This window comes from Bradyrhizobium sp. CIR18, from assembly GCF_014198295.1.
Taxonomy (GTDB): domain Bacteria; phylum Pseudomonadota; class Alphaproteobacteria; order Rhizobiales; family Xanthobacteraceae; genus Bradyrhizobium.
Genome location: NZ_JACIHF010000005.1, coordinates 278,768 through 296,752 on the forward strand (window position 1 = coordinate 278,768; position 17,985 = coordinate 296,752).

Genomic DNA, 17,985 nt, shown 5'->3' on the forward strand with positions numbered 1-17,985 from the left:
AAGCTGCGGTGGGATGCGGATCCCGAGGGGGCGTAACGGGGGCTCCCTACGGAGTAGCCATCAACGAGCAGCAACGACTAGCCACCGCAGGCAGCTATCCGGCAAATGGTGCAGAGGGCTTGGACCCGAAAGCTGCACCTGCACGGCCTTCATGGAAACGGCAGCAAGGCCCAAATTGTCGAACTGATTGCTCTGAATTATGCGTCGGGTAATTGGGTGAGCCAGCAATGGCTGGCTTGCGCGTTGGATGACCACAGACACTATCAGCCCGACACTTGTATGGTTCTTGCAGGTTGATTGCAAAGCGACAATGAAAAGCGTCTTGCAATAAATGGGCGATAAATGAAACCAAATCCCATCTACGCGATCTGCAGCTTTAACGACATTCCGAGCCGCCAGGCCGTGGGATTCCACCTTATGGTCGTCGATGAGCACGGCAATCACCGGCCATGGTCCATCATTGTGGTGCGCTGGGGCAAAAAGGTGCTTGGCTACGCCAATAAATGCCCGCACAACGGCGTCAACTTGGACTGGGAGCGGAACGAATTCCTCGACCCATACGGTATCCGGCTGATGTGCGGCAAGCACGGTTCGACCTTCGAACTCGGCACCGGCCGGTGCGTCGAAGGTCCATGTCAAGGTGGAGCGCTCACGCCGATCGCGTTGGCAGTTCTGGATGATGATATCTGCGTCGTTGGTGTGCATCTTGTCGAAGAAGTTGCATCGGCCCACACCTGAAGACCGCGCTCAGACGGGCCGGTTCTCGTTGCGGTTTTTCACGGGCTCCATCCTCTTTAGCCCGTCGTCGTACGAGATCTCCTCATAGGACAGGTCGAGATCCTTTGCGGCATCGAGGAGGTAATCAAGCTTGCCGCCCGGATCGAGCTTCTTGATTTCGTCCTTGTTGAGCCCCACCAGGTCCATCATCTCCTTCCAAACCGTGGATTCATCGCACGGTAGGATGTGGAACCTAATATCGCTTAACTTCACTCGGTACTTCGCCAGCAAGTCAATGTTGTTGCAGAACATGAAGTAGCTGCCGGTTGGGCTTAAGGCGCCGTCAAGCACGGTCGCGACGTCAGCAAGATAGGCGAAGGAATGCAGGTAGCCGGCCAGCACCGGAATAGTGCGTTCGCCGTCCTGCGCGATCGTCAACACCTGCTCAATCGAATATTCTGGCGGCCGTTTCTCGTCCGCGACCTGAGTCTGGAATTTTAGTGCGACGTCGCCGCGAAAGCCGAACCGGCCCGGCTTGGTAGTCCCGCCTTTGAGTACGGCATTGAGCAAGCGGCCCTCCTTCTCAAGTCCGCCGAGTGCGGTGTTCTCGATTGCAGTCATTAAATTCGTCCTCGATCTTAGCTCTTCACCGACGCCTTTGCCGGTCCCAGATGCGATGCAAATTGCTTGCCGTCGCATGAGTAGGGGCCTTCGCCGTAGCTTAGAAAGAAAATGCCTCAGTGGCTGCGATCGCATCAAGGAGCCTTGTCGGGAACGCGACACCGGTTCCAAAGCAAACAGGCGCGATCCGAAAAAGTGAGCATCATGAAGCGCCTGCGCGCTGGCACGTGGCTTGCCCTTAGCAGCTATATCCAAGCTGATGAGGGAAAGCCGTGATCAACCTGACGGATAGCGCAGTGAATGCAATCAAGAGCGCGGTTTCATCCTCGACGCACCCGACTGGCGGTCTGCGCGTCATGATCGAAGCAGGCGGCTGCAATGGATTCAGATACAAGATGGGTCTGGTCGAAGAGCCGAAGCCTGACGACACCGTGATCGAATGCGACGGGCTGAAGGTGTTCGTCGATAATAAGAGCTGTGAGCATCTGATGGGCACGACCATCGATTTCGTAATGGCGCTGGACAGTTCTGGCTTTACCTTTCACAACCCGAACGCCACCGCGAACTGCTCTTGCGGAAAATCGTTCAGCTGATGAGACAAATCGTTCAGCTGCTGAGAAGGTCATCGGAGCATGCCGGCGAAACCGGGACAACTGAGGCAGTCGTCGTCCACTGCGACAGACCGAGAGCGTTGCATTCGCGGCGCAATCGAAGAGATCCGACCCAATCTGCAACGCGACGATAGCGACCGTCACCTGTTGGGGATCGATGGCAGCAGGGTCATGGTCAGGCTCACCGGTGCCTGCACGTTGTGTAAGCTTTCGATCGTGACGCTGAAAGGCATTCAGGCGCGGCTGGTCGGTAAACTCGGCGAATTGGTTCGCCTGATCCCCGTCGCTGCTGCAGGCGAGGCAGTGGATTGAGCGAAAATCGAGTGCCGATTTACCTCGATAACAATGCAACGACGCGGACGGATCCATCCGTTGTGCAAGCCATGTTGCCGTTCTTCACGGAGCAATTCGGCAATGCTTCGTCCACGCATGCCTTTGGCAGCGAGGTCGCAGTCGCTGTGAGGCAGGCCCGGCGTAGCTTGCGCATTCTGCTAGGGAGCGCATACGACCATGAAATTGTCTTCACCTCGGGAGGGACCGAGGCCAATAATGCCGCGGTCCTCTCTGCGCTTGCGATGCAGGAAGGCCGCGACGAGATCGTCACCACCTCAGTTGAGCACTCCGCCGTTCTTGCGCTAACCGAGCAATTGGCGGCAAGAGGAATCAAGACGCGCATCGTACCCGTAGATGCCCACGGCCGGCTCGACATCGAGGCGTTTCGCAGCGCACTCGGGCCACGTACAGCGATTGCCTCGGTTATGTGGGCCAACAACGAGACCGGAACGATGTTTCCCGTGGAGCTTCTGGCCGGGTTGACCCGTGAGGCGGGCGCGCTGTTTCACACCGATGCGGTCCAGGCCGTCGGCAAGGTGCGCGTGAACCTAAAGGACAGTGCGATCGACATGCTGTCGCTATCTGGGCACAAACTGCACGGGCCCAAGGGCATCGGCGCGCTATATTTGCGCACAGGCACAAAATTCCGGCCGCTGATCTGCGGCGGATCACAGGAACGAGGACGCCGCGGCGGAACTGAGAATATTCCTGGCATTGTCGGCCTGGGAAGGGCCGCCGAGCTTGCGGCGGAGCGGCTCGAATCGGAGCGCGTTCGCATTGGCGCGTTGCGCGATCGCCTTGAGCAGGGAATTTTGCACAATGGCGAGTGCGTCGTGCTCGGCGATATCAGCAATCGATTAGCGAACACGGCCAATATTGCTTTCGATCATCTCGAAGGCGAAGCCATCGCGCACCATCTCAATAGGGAGGGCATTGCCGTGTCGCTCGGATCAGCCTGCAACGCCGGCTCAATGCAGCCATCCCATGTTCTGCGTGCCATGCAGGTGCCGGCGTGGCGGATGCGTGGGGCGGTGCGCTTTTCTCTGTCGCATGAAACCTCTTTCGCGGAGGTCGACGAGGTCGTGTGCGCAGTGTCCGACATCGCGGATCGCCTGCGCGCCACCTCGCCCGTCGCAGTCAGGGAGTAGAGCTCGTGAAAATCATGATCCGCCGGTCTCCGGACGCGGGCCTGTCGATCTACGTGCCAAAAAAGGATCTAGAAGAGCCAATAGTGGAATCCGAGTACGAGACGCTATGGGGCGGCTGGATCAAAGTAGCTAATGGCTGGGTGCTTGATTTGCCGGAGATGGCGAGCGACACACGGTTACCGATCACAATCAACGCAAAAAAACGGAGCGAGAACGGGGACGATCCGTGAAGGCGCCCCCGCAGAGCGACTTTGTCGATGCCGCCGATGCAAGGGCGATGCTCGTGGACATCGCTGCCGGCCTGAGGGCCGCGAGCATCATTCCCTATCTCGGTCCTGGCCTCGCCGAATTGTGCAGATCCGGTATGCCGACCACGCCAGAGGCGTTGGCCAGCTTATTCGCTAGCAAAGTTGCGCTGCCACGGCGGGCTTGGGGTAATGCGTGGGCGTCGGCGCAGCATACCGAGATCAGCAAACACCGGTCCGCCGTGACGGCATTGATGATGCAGGCCTTCGCTCGGCCAGTCGAGCCGACGCGGTTGCACCATCATCTTGCGTCCCTGTCGCTGCCCGTCATAGTCGACGCGTGGTATGATGCCGCCATGCGCGCGGCGCTGGGTAGGCCCGATGGATGGGGCGAAGTGCAGGGTATCCCCCGCATCGGCATTGGCGAGAATCGCTGGTATCGCTTTACGATTCACTTGGCCAAGCGGCCGACTGTGCCTTGGCCGGCAGCTGGGCGACGGTGTTGTACAAGCCGCATGGAAGCGTGGAGCCGGCCAACAACTTCCTTATCTCCGACTCTGACTATGTCGAGGCGTTGACCGAAATCGACATTCAGACGCCGATTCCGGACATCATCAAGGAACGGCGAATCGGACAGACCTTTCTCTTCATCGGCTGTCGCTTCAACGACCAGCTGTTGCGTAGCTATGCCCGGCAGATCATCAAGCGCTCGGCCGACACCCACTATGCGATCGTTGATCCGGACGCGCTCTCTCGCAACGAGCTCCGCATTTTACTCGAGCAAGGCCTTACACCGCTTGCCATTGGGCTCCCTGCCGCGGTTGAGATACTGATCACCCATTAGCGTCCTTGTGAAGCTGAATCCCCAGCTCCTATCGACATATTTGCGAGAGCCGCAACGCGAGAAGACCCGTTCAGATGGAGCCGGGTTCCGGCACTCAGCGCCAGAATGAATACGCAAGCCATGGAGCGCTGCGTGAGAATGACGACGTGGCTGTTGCATTGTCAACAAGCGCATCATTGCATGCTCTTACATGCCCCAGCGCCGATCGTTTCGGCCAACTCGTTGACGTATGGCTCCAATTTCATCGTCTCCGCCATGGCATGCAAGTTGCTACCCAGCTTCTTGAGGCTCGCTCACGGATGGTCGTGGGGGGGCCGATGATGCCTGCAGGGAAAAATGAAAATGAACGCGGTCGTCGGACGCGGAAAATGTGTCAAAGCTGTAGTGGATAGCGGCAAGATGAAGCCGGCCGCCGAGCATAAGGGCTGCCGCGCTTCGGCCAAGACCGGGCAGGCGAGCTGCGGCTCGCAGGCAGGTCAAGGCGATCTGCCGATCGAAATCTGGGAAAAGGTCAAGAACCATCCTTGCTACAGCGAAGAAGCGCATCATCATTACGCCCGCATGCATGTCGCGGTCGCGCCTGCCTGCAACATCCAGTGCAATTACTGCAACCGAAAATACGACTGCGCCAATGAATCGCGTCCGGGTGTGGTGAGCGAGAAGCTCACGCCTGAGCAGGCGGTAAGAAAAGTGCTCGCGGTCGCGACCACTATTCCGCAGATGACGGTCCTTGGCATCGCTGGCCCCGGCGACCCCCTGGCCAATCCAGCAAAGACGTTCAAGACGTTCGAGTTGGTCGCCAAGGCGGCTCCGGACATCAAGCTGTGCCTGTCAACCAATGGACTGGCTCTGCCGGACCATATTGATGCCATCGCCAGGTCGAAAATAGACCACGTCACCATCACTATCAATATGGTCGATCCCGAAATCGGCGCCAAGATCTACCCGTGGATCTTCTTCAACCACAAGCGCTACACCGGCATCGACGCGGCAAGGATACTCACCGACCGCCAGCTGCAAGGCCTCGAGATGCTTAGCGAACGCGGTATCCTATGCAAGGTCAACTCGGTGATGATCCCAAACATCAACGACGACCACCTGATCGAGGTCAACAAGGCGGTGAGGTCGCGCGGTGCCTTCCTTCACAATATCATGCCGCTGATCTCCGCGCCCGAGCACGGCACAGCATTTGGCCTCAACGGTCAGCGCGGACCGACGGCGCAGGAGTTGAAGGCGCTGCAAGATGCTTGCGAAGGAGAGATAAAAATGATGCGGCATTGCCGCCAGTGCCGCGCCGATGCGGTCGGTCTACTCGGGGAGAATCGCAGCGCAGAGTTCACCACCGATCAGGTCATGAGGATGGACGTCCAATATGACTTAGAGATGCGCAAGGCATATCAGGGCAGGGTAGAGGATGAGCGTGCCGCCAAAGTCGCGGCCGCCCAAAAGGAGCTTGCGGAATTTGCCGGAGAGACGAGCGCGATCACTCTTCTAGTGGCCGTCGCAACCAAGGGCTCGGGGTTGATCAACGAGCACTTTGGGCATGCAAAGGAATTCCAGGTGTACGAACTTTCCACATCCGGCGCCAAATTCGTCGGCCACCGCCGCGTGGACGTTTACTGCCAGGGCGGTTATGGCGAGGAGGACAGCCTTTCTGCCATCATGCGTGGCATCCATGACTGCCATGCGGTCTTCGTGTCCAAGATCGGCGGCTGCCCGAAAAGCAATCTGATCAAGGCGGGGATCGAGCCGGTCGATCAATACGCCCATGAGTTCATTGAGAAGTCGGCGATCGCCTGGTTCAAATCCTATCTGGACAAGGTGAAACGCGGGCAGATCCAGCACGTGCAGCGCGGCGACGCTGTGATCCGGCAAGGATCTCTGATCTCTGCAGCGTAAGGGGGAATATGTGCCATTCAAGATCATCGCCTCGCAGTGTACGAGCTGCTCAGCCTGCGAACCGTTATGTCCGAACGGTGCCATCTCGGAGAAGGGGGCGAGCTTTGTCATTGAAGCGGCGAAATGCACTGAATGTGTTGGCCATTTCGACGAGCCGCAATGTGTCGCCGCCTGTCCGGTCGACAACACCTGCGTGGTTGCCACATCCTTGCCTCGCTACCAGGCGCCAGCCTAAAGCGTGAGGCGCATGAGTGGTATGCCAAGAGCTGGTTCTGAAAGCGTCATAAGCGTCGGGCTGCGCGTTGGCGGCGGCCCAGGCGCCGGCGTTCGGTCCTCCATCACGCTTGCCCTGCGATCGAGGTCGGTGGCACGGGCCTGGCGGTATTTCATTCCGCGCGGTGGTCCAAAGGCGCTTCGCGATGCTGAGAGCGGCCTTCTCGGCAGCGCTGCCATCGTCGATGTGACTGACGATGCCGCGCGAGGATGAAGTGATGCAGGATCTCGCCTGCGGTGGGCGAGGCTGCTCCCCGCATCTCTAAAGAAGCGATCCATGAGGAGCGATACATGAACAGCATCGTTCGCGACAGCGACGTCGTCGAGCTCAGCGAGCCGCCTGTCTTCAGCTTTGGCCAAAAGGTGCGAGCCAAACGCACCATCCGCAATGATGGCACTTATCGCGGCAAGGAGATTGGCGACGTTTTAGCCAAGAAGGGAGAGGTGGGTTACGTCGTATCGATCGGCACGTTCCTGCAGCAGTTCTACATCTACGGCGTCGAATATCTGGAAAGCGGCTACCGAGTTGGCATGAGGCGCAAGGAACTGGATCCGGTGGACGCCTGCGAGGAGGTCGATGATCTGCCGTTGCCGGAGGAGTCATGACCCAGCCCGGCTTTCCGAAATATCGACGTGGCCAGCGGGTCAAGACCGCAATCGACCTCATCAACGACAACTCATTTCGCGATACGGAGCCCGAAGGAGTGTTGCTCTCCGCCGGAGCGACCGGTGAGATCATCAACGTCGGGATCCATAACGAAGCAGTGCCGATCTACACTTTGGCGAGCAGCTGCTCATCGGCTGTCTTGAAGAAGAAATCACAGTGTTTTGAATGGAGGCTTTCGCATGAATGCTGCGCTGATGAGAAAGGTAAAGGCCGGGCTGGTGCCCCACCCCAACGAGCTCGATCGCAAGCGGATACAGCGCGGCTTGAGCTCGCGCAAGCGCTATCTCTACGTCTCTCCGAACGTGACGCCGGTGAGGGGCGGCTACCTCGTCGAGAGCCCCTGTTGCTCGCGCAACATCGACAAGGATGGCGCACTCATCGATGTCGCGCTGATTCTTTATGATGCCGTGAGCGGGATCTGGAAGCTATTTCGCAAGAATCACGCGCGAGAAATCTGGGAATTTTACAGCCTTTACCATCGGTTGACTGCGGCAATCGACGAATTGAATGCGGATCCGGAGCGTCTGTTTTGGCAATGACGTCCCGCCTTTCACCAGTCATAAAGGAGCCACGATGGCGCTCACCGCGGAGGAAGTGATCGAAATCGAGCGGCTGCTTGCAGCCGATGGCGCTGAGATGGGCCCGTTTGTCGAGCTGCGGCGCCGCTTTCCGCAGCTTGCTTGGGTGCGTTGTGATGCGTCGGATGTGGCGGATCATCCGTTCCGGCAGTTTCCGCGTTTCGACCTTCATCTGATCGATGGATCGGATCACTGCGTGCAGATTACGGCCGATCCGACGCGGGCGACCGGCATCGTATTGGCCAAAAGGAATGTTGGGCTGTGAGCACTGAACTAGCAGAGCATCGGCTTGATGGCGTGCACACTGTGGACGAGAATACATCATTCATTCCACTGTCCGATCCCGATATCACCTTCGCCGAGCTCTCTGCCGTGGAAACGCTGCTATGTTCGCCGCAGATCTCCAACGGGCGGATCACCGAGGCGTTTGAGCGCGCTTTCGCCGCCTATCTTGGGCGCAAATATGCTGTTGCGGTCTCGAGTGGTACCATCGGGCTCCTCCTTGCGCTGAGGGCGCTCGGCATTGGCCCGGGGCAGGAGGTTATCGCCTCGCCCTACTCCTTTCGTGAGACCGCGCATGCCATCAGTCTCGCAGGCGCACGAGCGGTATTTGCAGATGTCGACTATTGGTCGGGAGCATTAGTCCCAGCGAAGGCCGAAGAGCGCATCACGGCCAACACGCGGGCGATTGTCGCCGGCAATCCCAACGGTCATCCAGCACCATGGTCGGAGCTGCGCGCGGTCGCACAGCGCCATCAGCTACTGCTTTTGGAGGATTCCACCGAGGCGATCGGATCGAGCTACGAGGGTGAGCTCGTCGGCCGGTTTGGCGACCTCGCGGTGTTCGACTTTGCTCAGCCGGTGGCCCTAACCTGTGGCGAAGGCGCAATGGTGGTGACCGACGATATCGACATCGCGCTCGGATTGCGTCGCCATCGCGCCCATCGTCTGGACGAGCGCTCTTCCGTTGTTGTCGGTAGCACGGCGCCTTATCAGGCCGGCATGAGCGATCTCACGGCTGCCTTGGGCCTAGCGCAGCTCAAGCGTCTCGATGAAATCCTGGAGCGGCGTCGGTTCGTCGAGCAGCTTTATCGCGCGCATATGCAATCATTTGAGGGCATCAAGCCGCCTTATGTTAGCCCCGATGTGACCGAGGTGAACTGGTTGCTTTATCTCGTTCATCTGGGGACACGCTTCACGCGATCGGGGCGCGACGCCATTATCGATGATCTGGGCGTCGCGCAGGTTGGATCCGCCGCCTATAGCCAACCGCTGCACTTGCAACGCCACTACTTAGACTTAGGCTATCGGCGTGGCGATTTCCTGGTTGCGGAAAGAATAGCAGATCGCGCTCTTGCGCTTCCGTTTCACACCCATCTCACGAACAAGCAGATCGAGTTCATCGTCGAGACCATGAAAGATGCGTCGATCAACGTGGGAGCGGGTGCCGCGATTTACTGAGATGCCCGTCGTCCACGACACAGAAGAACGAGGATTGAATTGCGATAAGCGTGGTTGTTTCTCATCGCGAGAGATGAGCAAACGAACCGGGATACGTTGTCGCAGCGTTGTCGGACACATCGTGATCCACATGGCGGGAGCGCGCCGGATGCCGCTGGAGGGCATGCACTCGTCGTAAGGCCGCAAGAGAAATGCTTCCCAGCGAGCGCGAAGAAGATCTACTCGATAGCGGAGAAGGCGGCGCGTCCGAGGCGCGGCTTGAGAGCTGCGCGTCAAGGTGCCCCAAACCAAGCACATCACAGTCGAGAGTCTCGGTGTCCGCTCAGGATCTTTAGAGTTACCAAAACAGGGGATCGGTATGAACTCGCAACAAGTCATCATCCACGTCCGCTTCGCACCGAACGGAAGAGTGATCCAAATCACCGAACGTCCGGCGAAACTCACGCCGAACCAGTGGTTTGACGTCCTCAACACCCGTGCCAGCTCAGCTTATCGGCCGCTCGCTCGTGGCCGTGGGATTTTTCAGCTGAGCCGGACTGCGATCCAAGCCTTCAAGCAGGAAACTGCGAGGCCGGGATGAGTGAACTTATAATCGGCAGCCTGATGAGCGGTCACATCGAGGTTTTTGCCATCTGTCCGGCCGATGCCATCGAGCGGGGTGAGGCCGTGGGCTTTAGCCTCTCGCGGATTGATGATAAGGGCGAGAGCCGGCCGTTTCCAATTATTGTGGCGCGCACCTTCGGCAATGACTACCTCGGTTACGTCAATCGTTGTCCGCATGAGAGCGCGTGGCTCAACATCGGCTCCGGTGCGTTTTTCTCGGCGGACCGCGCCTTTCTCAGATGCGGCCGGCACGGTGCAAGATTCGAGATCGACACTGGAATGTGCATCGACGGCCCCTGCGATGGACAATCGCTTGAGCCGGTAGCGCTCGCCGTGATCGAAGGTGACGTCTGCCTGTGCGGCGTCAAGCTGCTCGAGGACGATCGGTTTGCCGACTCCTTCGGGGACAGCGACGAAACCATGGATATCACGATCCATCCGGACTGACGGGTCTATAGCTTTGTTGTGCTCAAGCTGCCTGAGGCGATTTGCCTCTCGGATGAGGCCATTGTACTCATGAGCGTTGGCAGATGCGTGTCACAGCTTTTGATTTGTGAGACAAAACGGACGCCTCGTCGGATTCGGGCCTTGCACTCCGCGACCTCCGCTGCACCAACAAGCTGCTCTTGCGCTGGCTCGTCAAATCGAGCCGGCAGGCGGGATATGCTTCCTGTTGCCGGCGATATGTTTGAGCGGGAAATGCCCCCGGCGGCTGGAAGTTCGCCGAGGGCATCGTCTGGGCTTGGAGAACGGCGGGACCCAGACTGACAGGACCGTTTGGCCAGGAGGAATGACGATCCTGTGTCAGACGGCCAGCCGGCGCAGGCCAGCATTATTCCCTGCGCTGCAACTGCCATGCCAAACCTCGGTTCGTGCGACGCTCTCAGCGAATGGCGCCACCATCGTCAGTTAGGGCCGGTTAGGAGCAAATGCATTCATGGGCACGTGTTCGTTGTTCCGCATTTGCAGCTGCAAGCGTGTCTTGATGCGTATCGTGCGAAGCGTGGTCCCAATTTGGGACAGCTGTGTTGCGGCTTAACGTTGCTGCCGACGGGGATTGCGATCGGCTTGGTCTGCAGCCTCAAAGGTGGCTCGGCGATCAGTCCTGCCTCGTTGGGCTCTCGCGACAGGCGCTATCTGTTGAGCAAACGATAGATGGGCAGCGGCGGAACGCAGCGTCCAGCTTCAGGGCGAAAAAGATGCTGTGGGCTCGTGCTGGTCAATGCGGCCAGCCGATCGCCCATGGAAGAACAACGGCGTGCGATTCACCGCACGATCTTTGAGCTCCTCGCTAGGCGGCTCGAGGGTCATGAAGATCACTGCTCATTCCAAGATATGATAGCGCAAGAGCTCGGTAAAATAACCGAGAGTCGTGGTTGTTCTGCGTACGAACTGCAGAAGGTTGAAGGGTCAAACACTATGCGAGATTTGTCGTGTCCGAAACAGAAGCGAACGACATTGTCGCAACCGTCGCAATAATTGTTAGTCGCGCAAAGCAAGGGATCGATGCAGAAACGAACGTTACGCATGTGGTGTGTAATTTGCTTTGGAGAAGTTGGATGGTGAGCAAGGATCGCGATGAGGGCAGAAGAGGTTAGGAATTGATCAAGGAGGCTGCTCTGGACGCGAAGACGTCTATCGCTGATCTTCAGCGACGACAATCACTATGGCGCCCGCTCATTTTGCCTGCTTTGGCAAGCGCGAGTGGGAATCATTAGCATCAATTGGTGGATGCGGCGTTTATTCGTAAGAGATTGTGGGGGGATGTGCTCGCATCTTGTCTCTTCTCAGATGAACCCCATTGATCACAGGATAGGCGCATGAACTCAGAAACCGAATTCGAGCTTCCTCAACTTTATAGGCATCATGTCTTTGCCTGCAACACGCAGCGTCCGCCAACTCATCCGCACGGCAGCTGTGGCGCCTCCGGCGCGCAAGCCCTCTGGGATCGAATGGTCAAGACGATCGAAGCGGAAGGCCTCAACGATATTGGATTCACGATGGCAGGCTGCCTTGGCTTTTGTAACTCTGGTCCCTTGATGGTCGTCTATCCCGATGGAGTGTGGTATCGCGCGACCACGCCTGAGGATGTCGACGAAATCGTAAACTCCCACCTCAAGCGGGGCAAACGTGTCGACCGTCTTGTGATGGTGTTAAAGCGAAGCTAGAGGCCGATTAGCGGCCACTGGCCCGGGCTAGCAAGCATCGACGGCTTGTCCGCGATGAGCTGGCCGCTCGGAGGTCAGAGCGTCTGAGATTGAGCGTAGCATCACGCCCCGGATTTGAGAACACCAAGTCATTGACGTTTCCGCGGCGTGCCGCCTTTCTTCTCCGGCCTAATCGGCAAATGGCGCCTTTCCCGCGCATGCTGGGCGATCTGTTTGTGTGCTGTCACTCCATGCCGCGCGATAATGGCTCTCCGCGTCTCGCGAGATGAGGCGTCCTTGACGCGTCATCTCGCTCTGCTTGCACTGAGGGTGAGATTAGGGGACGCGCTCGATGAACTCGCCGCGTCCGGGTTGATCAAACGGACTCCCTTTCTGATCCTGTTCCAGCCTCAGAACTTGTAAGTGACGCCGCCGCTGACGAGCCACGGGTCGATGTTGGCGCGCCCGGTGACGGCAATCGTATTGTTTACGGTCGCGGAGTACTCCGGCCGCAGCCATAGCTTCTTCACGTCAAAGTTGAGGCCCCAGTTACGATCAAGCATGTAATCGAAGCCGAATTGGACCGCCGCGCCGAATTGGTTGCTGATGCGCAAATCCGTAACGGCAAGACCGACGAGCGACGTATTGGCTGCCGATTGGTTGAAGAATGCGGTGTAATTGACGCCCGCGCCGATATAGGGCTTGAGCGCGCCGAAATCGGTGAAGTGATATTGCAGGGTCAGTGTTGGCGGCAACAGCCAGGCTTTGCCGATATCGAGGCCAGTGAGCGCGCCATTGCCGCTGATGTGATGGCTGGTCATGCCGAGAATGAGTTCAGCGGCAACGTTTTTTGTGAAGAAATAGGTGATGTCGAGCTCGGGTATGGCTTGATCGCTGATCGAAAGCCCAGACCTTGGTGAGGACAGCGAGGGCGCCCCGGCGACGCTGACTGAGCTGCCTGCGGTATCCGGCAAAACGCCAAGCACGCGGAGGCGGATCATCCATGGATTGAAGGGTTCGATGGGGGGCGCTTTATAGTAGATCGACGCCCGGCCCAGATCTGCAGCCTGTACCGGAATGTTGGCCAACGAGGCCGTTAGCGCGAGGAGTGATGCCCTCGTCAGAACTGTCCTTGTTCTCATCGAATTCTCCATTCCAAAATTCGCGCGAAGAGCCGCGCGAGATCTCTGTCACACACGGGGAATGGCGGAGGATTTGATGCCGATCAAAATGGGAGCGGGCAGAGCGCAATTATGCCGCTAAGTTGCATAAGGATCACGGCCGCGAAGCCTGGAGATCTGTTCTGATTGTTATTCAATTCAAGAGAGCCGAGTCTCTTCAAGAAACCACCTTTCGGCTTGGTGCTCTGATCCAATCCACGCCGCGGACGTCATGCGCGATAAGCGGCAACTGTCGCGGCCTCTCACAAGGTCGGGCGGCATTCTAGTTAGGCGATGCCCCTTACGGAACAGCCACTCGCGCGGGCCGTCTCAGCGAAGGTCCCGTGGCCTCTTGCCCGTGAAGGAAGCCGGAAGTGGGAAACGTCACCTTTAGCTTGTTGATGGGCTGGGGGACGCTCCGTTTTCCTCAGGTCTGCGGACAACGCGTGGGGTTTGCTTCGTGCAAGCATCCCTCGAGATCGTCTTGCGTCTTGCGGCCAAGCAGCGACAGCACGGGCTCATGATCAAGTCCGGCACATCGTGCCCCGTCAACGTCGATCAGCGGTCGTCGTATAAGGAGCGGATCGCCGACCATCAATGCGAGTGCGCTTGCCGCGTCGGTAGTATCGGGATTGACTTCGCCTGACTTGGTACGTGCCGCAGCTCGGTTGAACCAGGAGGCGACGGGCATATTGCCGAAGAAGCCGCGTAATTCCTCCGCATCCCATGGCTCCTTCAAGATGTCTTGGGCGATCACGTCGTGGCCGGCGGACTTCAGCGCTTGGATCTGACGCGCGTTAGTGGCGCAGCCGGGCTTATGATAAAAGATGATTGTCGCCACGATATACCTATGCAGGCGCGCTGAGCTGAACGATTGGCACGGCGCCGCTGCTTCGGGAGCCTGTTCAGTTTCTTGCCGATCATCTCCAAAGTCAGCGCACCAAGCGCCGTACCATTGTATGCAACCTCGCGGCTGATGCGCCAGGCTTCGGGCCCGACCGGCATATTCACTGTCGTCAAATCGGAGCAAGTTCCGTTCCACACCTGATGGCATCGGAACAGGTCGCCTCAAATCGGCTTTTCGCGTTGATGGTTGTGGTCGTTGTTAGTTTTCTGACAGCCGCGCAGGTCCTGTTAGATCCGAAACAGCCAGGACCTTGCTCACCGGCTAGTTGGTTTTCAGAAACGTAATCAGAAGCTTAAGGAGCGCGGTCAAGCGTTGGCACGGCGGTTGCTAATAAGCGGCAGCAACACTGAGTGAGGGCTGAGTGCACGCCGACGCGTAACACGAGCGATGCGCTCCTTCCCTTGAACCCGTGTGCCCCCGTTTCTGCGAGAGAAACAAGCTCGCGCGCAAGAAGCGCGCAACTTTTGGCAAATCGGTTGATGGAGAGCAACATGTCTTCACTGAGACAAATCGCGTTTTACGGGAAGGGCGGCATCGGCAAGTCGACCACTTCGCAGAACACGCTGGCGGCGCTGGCTGAGATGGGTCAGAAAATCCTGATTGTAGGGTGCGACCCGAAAGCGGACTCGACCCGCCTGATTCTGCACGCCAAGGCGCAAGACACGATTTTGAGCCTTGCAGCGAGCGCCGGCAGCGTGGAGGACCTCGAGCTCGAGGACGTAATGAAGGTCGGCTACAAGGACATTCGCTGCGTGGAGTCCGGTGGTCCTGAGCCGGGTGTCGGCTGCGCCGGCCGCGGCGTCATTACCTCGATCAATTTCCTGGAGGAGAACGGCGCCTACGAAAACATTGACTATGTCTCATACGACGTGCTCGGCGACGTCGTTTGCGGTGGCTTTGCGATGCCGATCCGGGAGAACAAGGCGCAGGAAATCTATATCGTGATGTCCGGTGAAATGATGGCGATGTATGCCGCAAACAACATTTCCAAGGGAATCTTGAAATACGCAAACTCTGGCGGCGTGCGGCTGGGCGGTCTGATCTGCAATGAGCGGCAGACCGACAAGGAGCTGGAACTGGCGGAAGCGTTGGCCAAGAAGCTAGGCACTCAACTGATCTACTTCGTGCCGCGCGACAACGTGGTGCAGCATGCCGAGTTACGTCGCATGACGGTGCTCGAATATGCACCCGATTCCAAGCAGGCCGATCACTATCGCAATCTTGCGACCAAGGTTCACAAAAATGGCGGCAAGGGCATCATCCCGACTCCAATCTCCATGGACGAGCTCGAGGACATGCTGATGGAGCATGGCATTATGAAGCCCGTGGACGAATCCGTCGTCGGCAAGACCGCCGCCGAACTCGCGGCCTCGTAAAGGTCGCGAGTCGCGGTCTTGCGAAGGCGCGCGACGAATGCCGGTCTCCCTCACCGCCCATCCCGGGAGGCCGGCATTCTGACGATCGACCCTGATCAAAACCAGGATGCGGCAGCGCAAGACTGACCACTGTGGAAACCCGCAAAATTATGTCCGAAGCGCACCTCCTTCCGTTGATGGCTGCTTGTGCCGTTGATGCCAACAGCCAGATGCAGAGGGGAATTGCAACCTACAGCCTGCTCATCGGTGTGCCTCCTGCAGATGCCGATATTGCCGTTGACAGCAATTTCGATCACCATGTCCTGGCGTCCATCCTGGCGGCTGCCACAATGGATGGTGGTTCCCTTCCCGAGAAGGCCGGCCTGTCCGGCCTTGAACTGGTGGCCTTGCTGGAGCAGTACTTTCCCTCCCTTGAGATCCAGCTCGCGGAGCAGTTCTCGGCTTTCGAGTGCGAAGAGGACGACGAGATCGCAATGCTGCGCGATTTCTTGCTCAAGCAACGCTCGACTGAAGGGGATATCGGCCGATGGCTGGCTGCGATGATCGCGCGCCGCGCCATTGAGCCAGACCATCTGTGGGAAGCTCTCGGCTTGCGCAATCGTGGCGAACTCTCTCGGCTGCTGAGCCGCCATTTCGCGCCGCTCGCCTTGCGTAATGTCAACAATATGCGCTGGAAGCGCTTCTTCTACCGCATGCTTTGCGAGGATGAAGGCCTCGTGATGTGCACGACACCCGTGTGCACGCAATGTGTCGACTCCAACCTCTGCTTCGGCGAAGAAAGCGGTGAGAGCCGGGTGGCCGAGCGCCGGCGCGATTTTCTGTTGCAGGCGGCTCGGCCGGTCGTTGCCGGCGACTGGCCATCTGAACTGCCACAAGGGTCCGCGATCGCACCATCGTCGGAGAAAGCCTCGCAAGATTTGGTAAGCCGCCGGAAGGTTGAGGGCGCGTCTGACGCCGTTTCGAGCGAGTGACCATGTGTCCAAGGCGGCGGCGGGCTCAAGTGCTCCGCAACAATTCTCACATCCTGGCGCGCCGCAACTGCATTAAAGTTCGAACTCGGCGGGGCAATAGGCAAGGCGTCCGCTTCATGAGCCTGTCGCATTTACGACAATCCATTTGCTGGAGCTTAGGTAGGTCAAACAATGAGGGGCTCTCGCGTGATTGCCGCTAGCACCGCCGCAAAATCGTCTTGGTCCGACCAGGTGCGCGCCAAGCCCACCGTGCTCAACGACACGACATTACGCGACGGCGAGCAGGCACCTGGCGTTGCATTCACCACAGAGGAAAAGCTGGCGATCGCGCGGGCGCTGGCGCGGGCCGGAGTCACGGAGATCGAGGCGGGAACGCCAGCGATGGGCAACGAGGAGATCGCCGCCATCCGCGCCATTGTCGAAGCAGATCTTCCGCTGACCACCATAGGCTGGTGTCGGATGCGGGAATCGGATGTCGACGCGGCGATCGAAGCAAAGGTATCCATGATAAATATGTCGATCCCGACCTCCGATGTCCAGATCGGGGCCAAGCTAGGTGGTCATCGCGACCTGGCACTGGAACGGGTGAAGCGAGTGGTAGGCTATGCCTGTGCGCGCGGACTTGAGGTCGCCGTCGGTGGTGAGGACTCCTCCCGCGCCGACATCGATTTTCTCATCAGACTGATGGCAACTGCAAAAGCCGCGGGCGCGCGTCGCTTTCGTATTGCAGATACGCTCAGTGTGCTCGATCCCGACGCAACCTACGCGCTGGTCATGAATTTGCGTGCGACCACCGATCTCGAACTCGAGTTTCACGGTCACGATGATCTCGGACTCGCAACCGCCAACACGCTCTCCGCTATCAAGGCTGGCGTGAGCCACGCCTCGGTGACGGTCATCGGGCTGGGCGAGCGGGCCGGAAATGCCCCGCTCGAGGAAATCGCGGTCGCACTCAAGCAGCTCTACGGGCGCGAGACCGGCATCATACTCCCGGAGCTCGAGAACGTCGCCGCGGTGGTAGCAGCTGCGGCCGCACGTGCCATTCCTAAGAACAAGGCCATCGTCGGGGAGCATGTATTTACGCACGAGTCCGGCATCCATGTCGATGGCCTTTTGAAGGATCAACGCACCTATCAATCGCTTGATCCCGTTTTGCTTGGCCGCTGCAACCGCTTTGTGATCGGCAAGCATTCCGGACTTGGGGCGATCACCGCGTTACTCGATGAACTGCAGCTCGTCGCCAGCCCCGATCAAGCCAGACAGATTCTGTCGCAAGTCCGCAAATATGCCATCGAGCACAAGCGGCCGGTCGAGCGCGAAACCGTGGCGGCGATCTGGCGCGACGTGTGCGGATTCTTGGCAAGCCACCCCGCGTGAAAAGCCGTGTCGAACAGCATTTGCGTCGACCATTCGCAAACCGACGC

Annotated in this window: 20 protein-coding genes and 2 pseudogenes; 19 read left to right on the forward strand and 3 right to left on the reverse strand. The window is 58.6% G+C overall.

All coding sequences use genetic code 11. The features are described from left to right. The first annotated feature begins 342 nt into the window (after positions 1 to 342). On the forward strand, positions 343 to 738 hold the full coding sequence (locus tag GGD65_RS19370; protein ID WP_183236277.1) for a Rieske 2Fe-2S domain-containing protein: 396 nt from the start codon (positions 343 to 345) through the stop codon (positions 736 to 738). A 9-nt stretch (positions 739 to 747) separates the two neighbouring features. Here the strand turns inward: GGD65_RS19370 and GGD65_RS19375 are convergent, their stop codons facing one another. After that, positions 748 to 1,338 (reverse strand): hypothetical protein, encoded by a 591-nt coding sequence (locus tag GGD65_RS19375; RefSeq protein WP_183236278.1) that lies wholly within the window; start codon positions 1,336 to 1,338, stop codon positions 748 to 750. A gap of 272 nt (positions 1,339 to 1,610) precedes the next feature. Here GGD65_RS19375 and GGD65_RS19380 point away from each other — a divergent pair, with 272 nt between their 5' ends. The 15 genes and pseudogenes from GGD65_RS19380 to GGD65_RS19450 all read left to right on the forward strand — a co-directional run bounded on the left by GGD65_RS19380 (position 1,611) and on the right by GGD65_RS19450 (position 12,168). Then, positions 1,611 to 1,931: an iron-sulfur cluster assembly accessory protein gene (locus GGD65_RS19380; RefSeq protein WP_183236279.1), complete on the forward strand. Its 321-nt coding sequence runs from the start codon at positions 1,611 to 1,613 to the stop codon at positions 1,929 to 1,931. 39 nt (positions 1,932 to 1,970) lie between these two features. Beyond that, entirely contained in the window at positions 1,971 to 2,261 is a 291-nt protein-coding gene (locus GGD65_RS19385) for a NifU family protein (protein WP_183236280.1), read from the forward strand. Then, complete coding sequence (gene nifS / locus GGD65_RS19390) at positions 2,258 to 3,430, forward strand: cysteine desulfurase NifS (RefSeq protein ID WP_183236281.1); 1,173 nt, start codon at positions 2,258 to 2,260, stop codon at positions 3,428 to 3,430. The genes GGD65_RS19385 and nifS overlap by 4 nt, the downstream gene beginning before the upstream one ends. 5 nt (positions 3,431 to 3,435) lie before the next feature. Next, positions 3,436 to 3,660 carry a putative nitrogen fixation protein NifT gene (gene nifT / locus GGD65_RS19395; protein ID WP_183236282.1) on the forward strand — a complete coding sequence of 75 codons (225 nt, stop codon included), beginning with the start codon at positions 3,436 to 3,438 and terminating at the stop codon, positions 3,658 to 3,660. Further along, a pseudogene (locus tag GGD65_RS19400) lies at positions 3,657 to 4,519 on the forward strand (SIR2 family NAD-dependent protein deacylase). Before nifT ends, GGD65_RS19400 begins: the two are co-directional and overlap by 4 nt. A 399-nt stretch (positions 4,520 to 4,918) precedes the next feature. Then, positions 4,919 to 6,418, forward strand: a complete 1,500-nt coding sequence (nifB, locus tag GGD65_RS19405) for a nitrogenase cofactor biosynthesis protein NifB (RefSeq protein WP_409362751.1) — start codon at positions 4,919 to 4,921, stop codon at positions 6,416 to 6,418. 10 nt (positions 6,419 to 6,428) lie between these two features. Further along, entirely contained in the window at positions 6,429 to 6,653 is a 225-nt protein-coding gene (locus tag GGD65_RS19410) for a 4Fe-4S binding protein (RefSeq protein ID WP_183236284.1), read from the forward strand. A gap of 329 nt (positions 6,654 to 6,982) precedes the next feature. Continuing rightward, positions 6,983 to 7,297, forward strand: a complete 315-nt coding sequence (locus GGD65_RS19415) for a nitrogen fixation protein NifZ (protein WP_183236285.1) — start codon at positions 6,983 to 6,985, stop codon at positions 7,295 to 7,297. Next, positions 7,294 to 7,523: pseudogene (locus GGD65_RS19420) on the forward strand (nitrogen fixation protein NifZ). The gene GGD65_RS19415 and the pseudogene GGD65_RS19420 overlap by 4 nt, the downstream one beginning before the upstream one ends. 14 nt (positions 7,524 to 7,537) lie before the next feature. Then, a complete protein-coding gene (locus GGD65_RS19425) occupies positions 7,538 to 7,897 on the forward strand; it encodes a DUF3024 domain-containing protein (RefSeq protein WP_183236286.1) in 360 nt (119 codons plus the stop codon). A gap of 34 nt (positions 7,898 to 7,931) precedes the next feature. Next, positions 7,932 to 8,201 (forward strand): DUF6129 family protein, encoded by a 270-nt coding sequence (locus GGD65_RS19430; RefSeq protein ID WP_183236287.1) that lies wholly within the window; start codon positions 7,932 to 7,934, stop codon positions 8,199 to 8,201. Between the two features lie 41 nt (positions 8,202 to 8,242). Further along, positions 8,243 to 9,397 carry a DegT/DnrJ/EryC1/StrS aminotransferase family protein gene (locus tag GGD65_RS19435; protein ID WP_183236400.1) on the forward strand — a complete coding sequence of 385 codons (1,155 nt, stop codon included), beginning with the start codon at positions 8,243 to 8,245 and terminating at the stop codon, positions 9,395 to 9,397. A gap of 358 nt (positions 9,398 to 9,755) precedes the next feature. Beyond that, positions 9,756 to 9,977, forward strand: coding sequence for a hypothetical protein (locus GGD65_RS19440; RefSeq protein ID WP_183236288.1), 222 nt, complete (start codon positions 9,756 to 9,758; stop codon positions 9,975 to 9,977). A 23-nt stretch (positions 9,978 to 10,000) separates the two neighbouring features. After that, positions 10,001 to 10,447: a Rieske 2Fe-2S domain-containing protein gene (locus GGD65_RS19445; protein ID WP_246783338.1), complete on the forward strand. Its 447-nt coding sequence runs from the start codon at positions 10,001 to 10,003 to the stop codon at positions 10,445 to 10,447. Between the two features lie 1,373 nt (positions 10,448 to 11,820). Continuing rightward, positions 11,821 to 12,168, forward strand: a complete 348-nt coding sequence (locus GGD65_RS19450) for a ferredoxin (RefSeq protein ID WP_179733207.1) — start codon at positions 11,821 to 11,823, stop codon at positions 12,166 to 12,168. 389 nt (positions 12,169 to 12,557) lie between these two features. Here the strand turns inward: GGD65_RS19450 and GGD65_RS19455 are convergent, their stop codons facing one another. Continuing rightward, positions 12,558 to 13,301: an OmpW family protein gene (locus tag GGD65_RS19455; protein ID WP_183236290.1), complete on the reverse strand. Its 744-nt coding sequence runs from the start codon at positions 13,299 to 13,301 to the stop codon at positions 12,558 to 12,560. A 433-nt stretch (positions 13,302 to 13,734) separates the two neighbouring features. Beyond that, a complete protein-coding gene (locus GGD65_RS19460; protein ID WP_183236291.1) occupies positions 13,735 to 14,148 on the reverse strand; it encodes an ArsC/Spx/MgsR family protein in 414 nt (137 codons plus the stop codon). A 557-nt stretch (positions 14,149 to 14,705) separates the two neighbouring features. On the opposite strand from GGD65_RS19460, the gene nifH reads away from it, so the two are divergent. The 3 genes from nifH (at position 14,706) to nifV (ending at position 17,938) form a co-directional block, all read left to right on the forward strand. Next, entirely contained in the window at positions 14,706 to 15,590 is an 885-nt protein-coding gene (gene nifH / locus GGD65_RS19465; protein ID WP_179733819.1) for a nitrogenase iron protein, read from the forward strand. A 149-nt stretch (positions 15,591 to 15,739) separates the two neighbouring features. Further along, positions 15,740 to 16,561, forward strand: coding sequence for a nitrogen fixation protein NifQ (locus GGD65_RS19470; RefSeq protein WP_183236292.1), 822 nt, complete (start codon positions 15,740 to 15,742; stop codon positions 16,559 to 16,561). 186 nt (positions 16,562 to 16,747) lie between these two features. Beyond that, positions 16,748 to 17,938 carry a homocitrate synthase gene (nifV, locus tag GGD65_RS19475; protein ID WP_409362748.1) on the forward strand — a complete coding sequence of 397 codons (1,191 nt, stop codon included), beginning with the start codon at positions 16,748 to 16,750 and terminating at the stop codon, positions 17,936 to 17,938. Positions 17,939 to 17,985 lie beyond the last annotated feature (47 nt).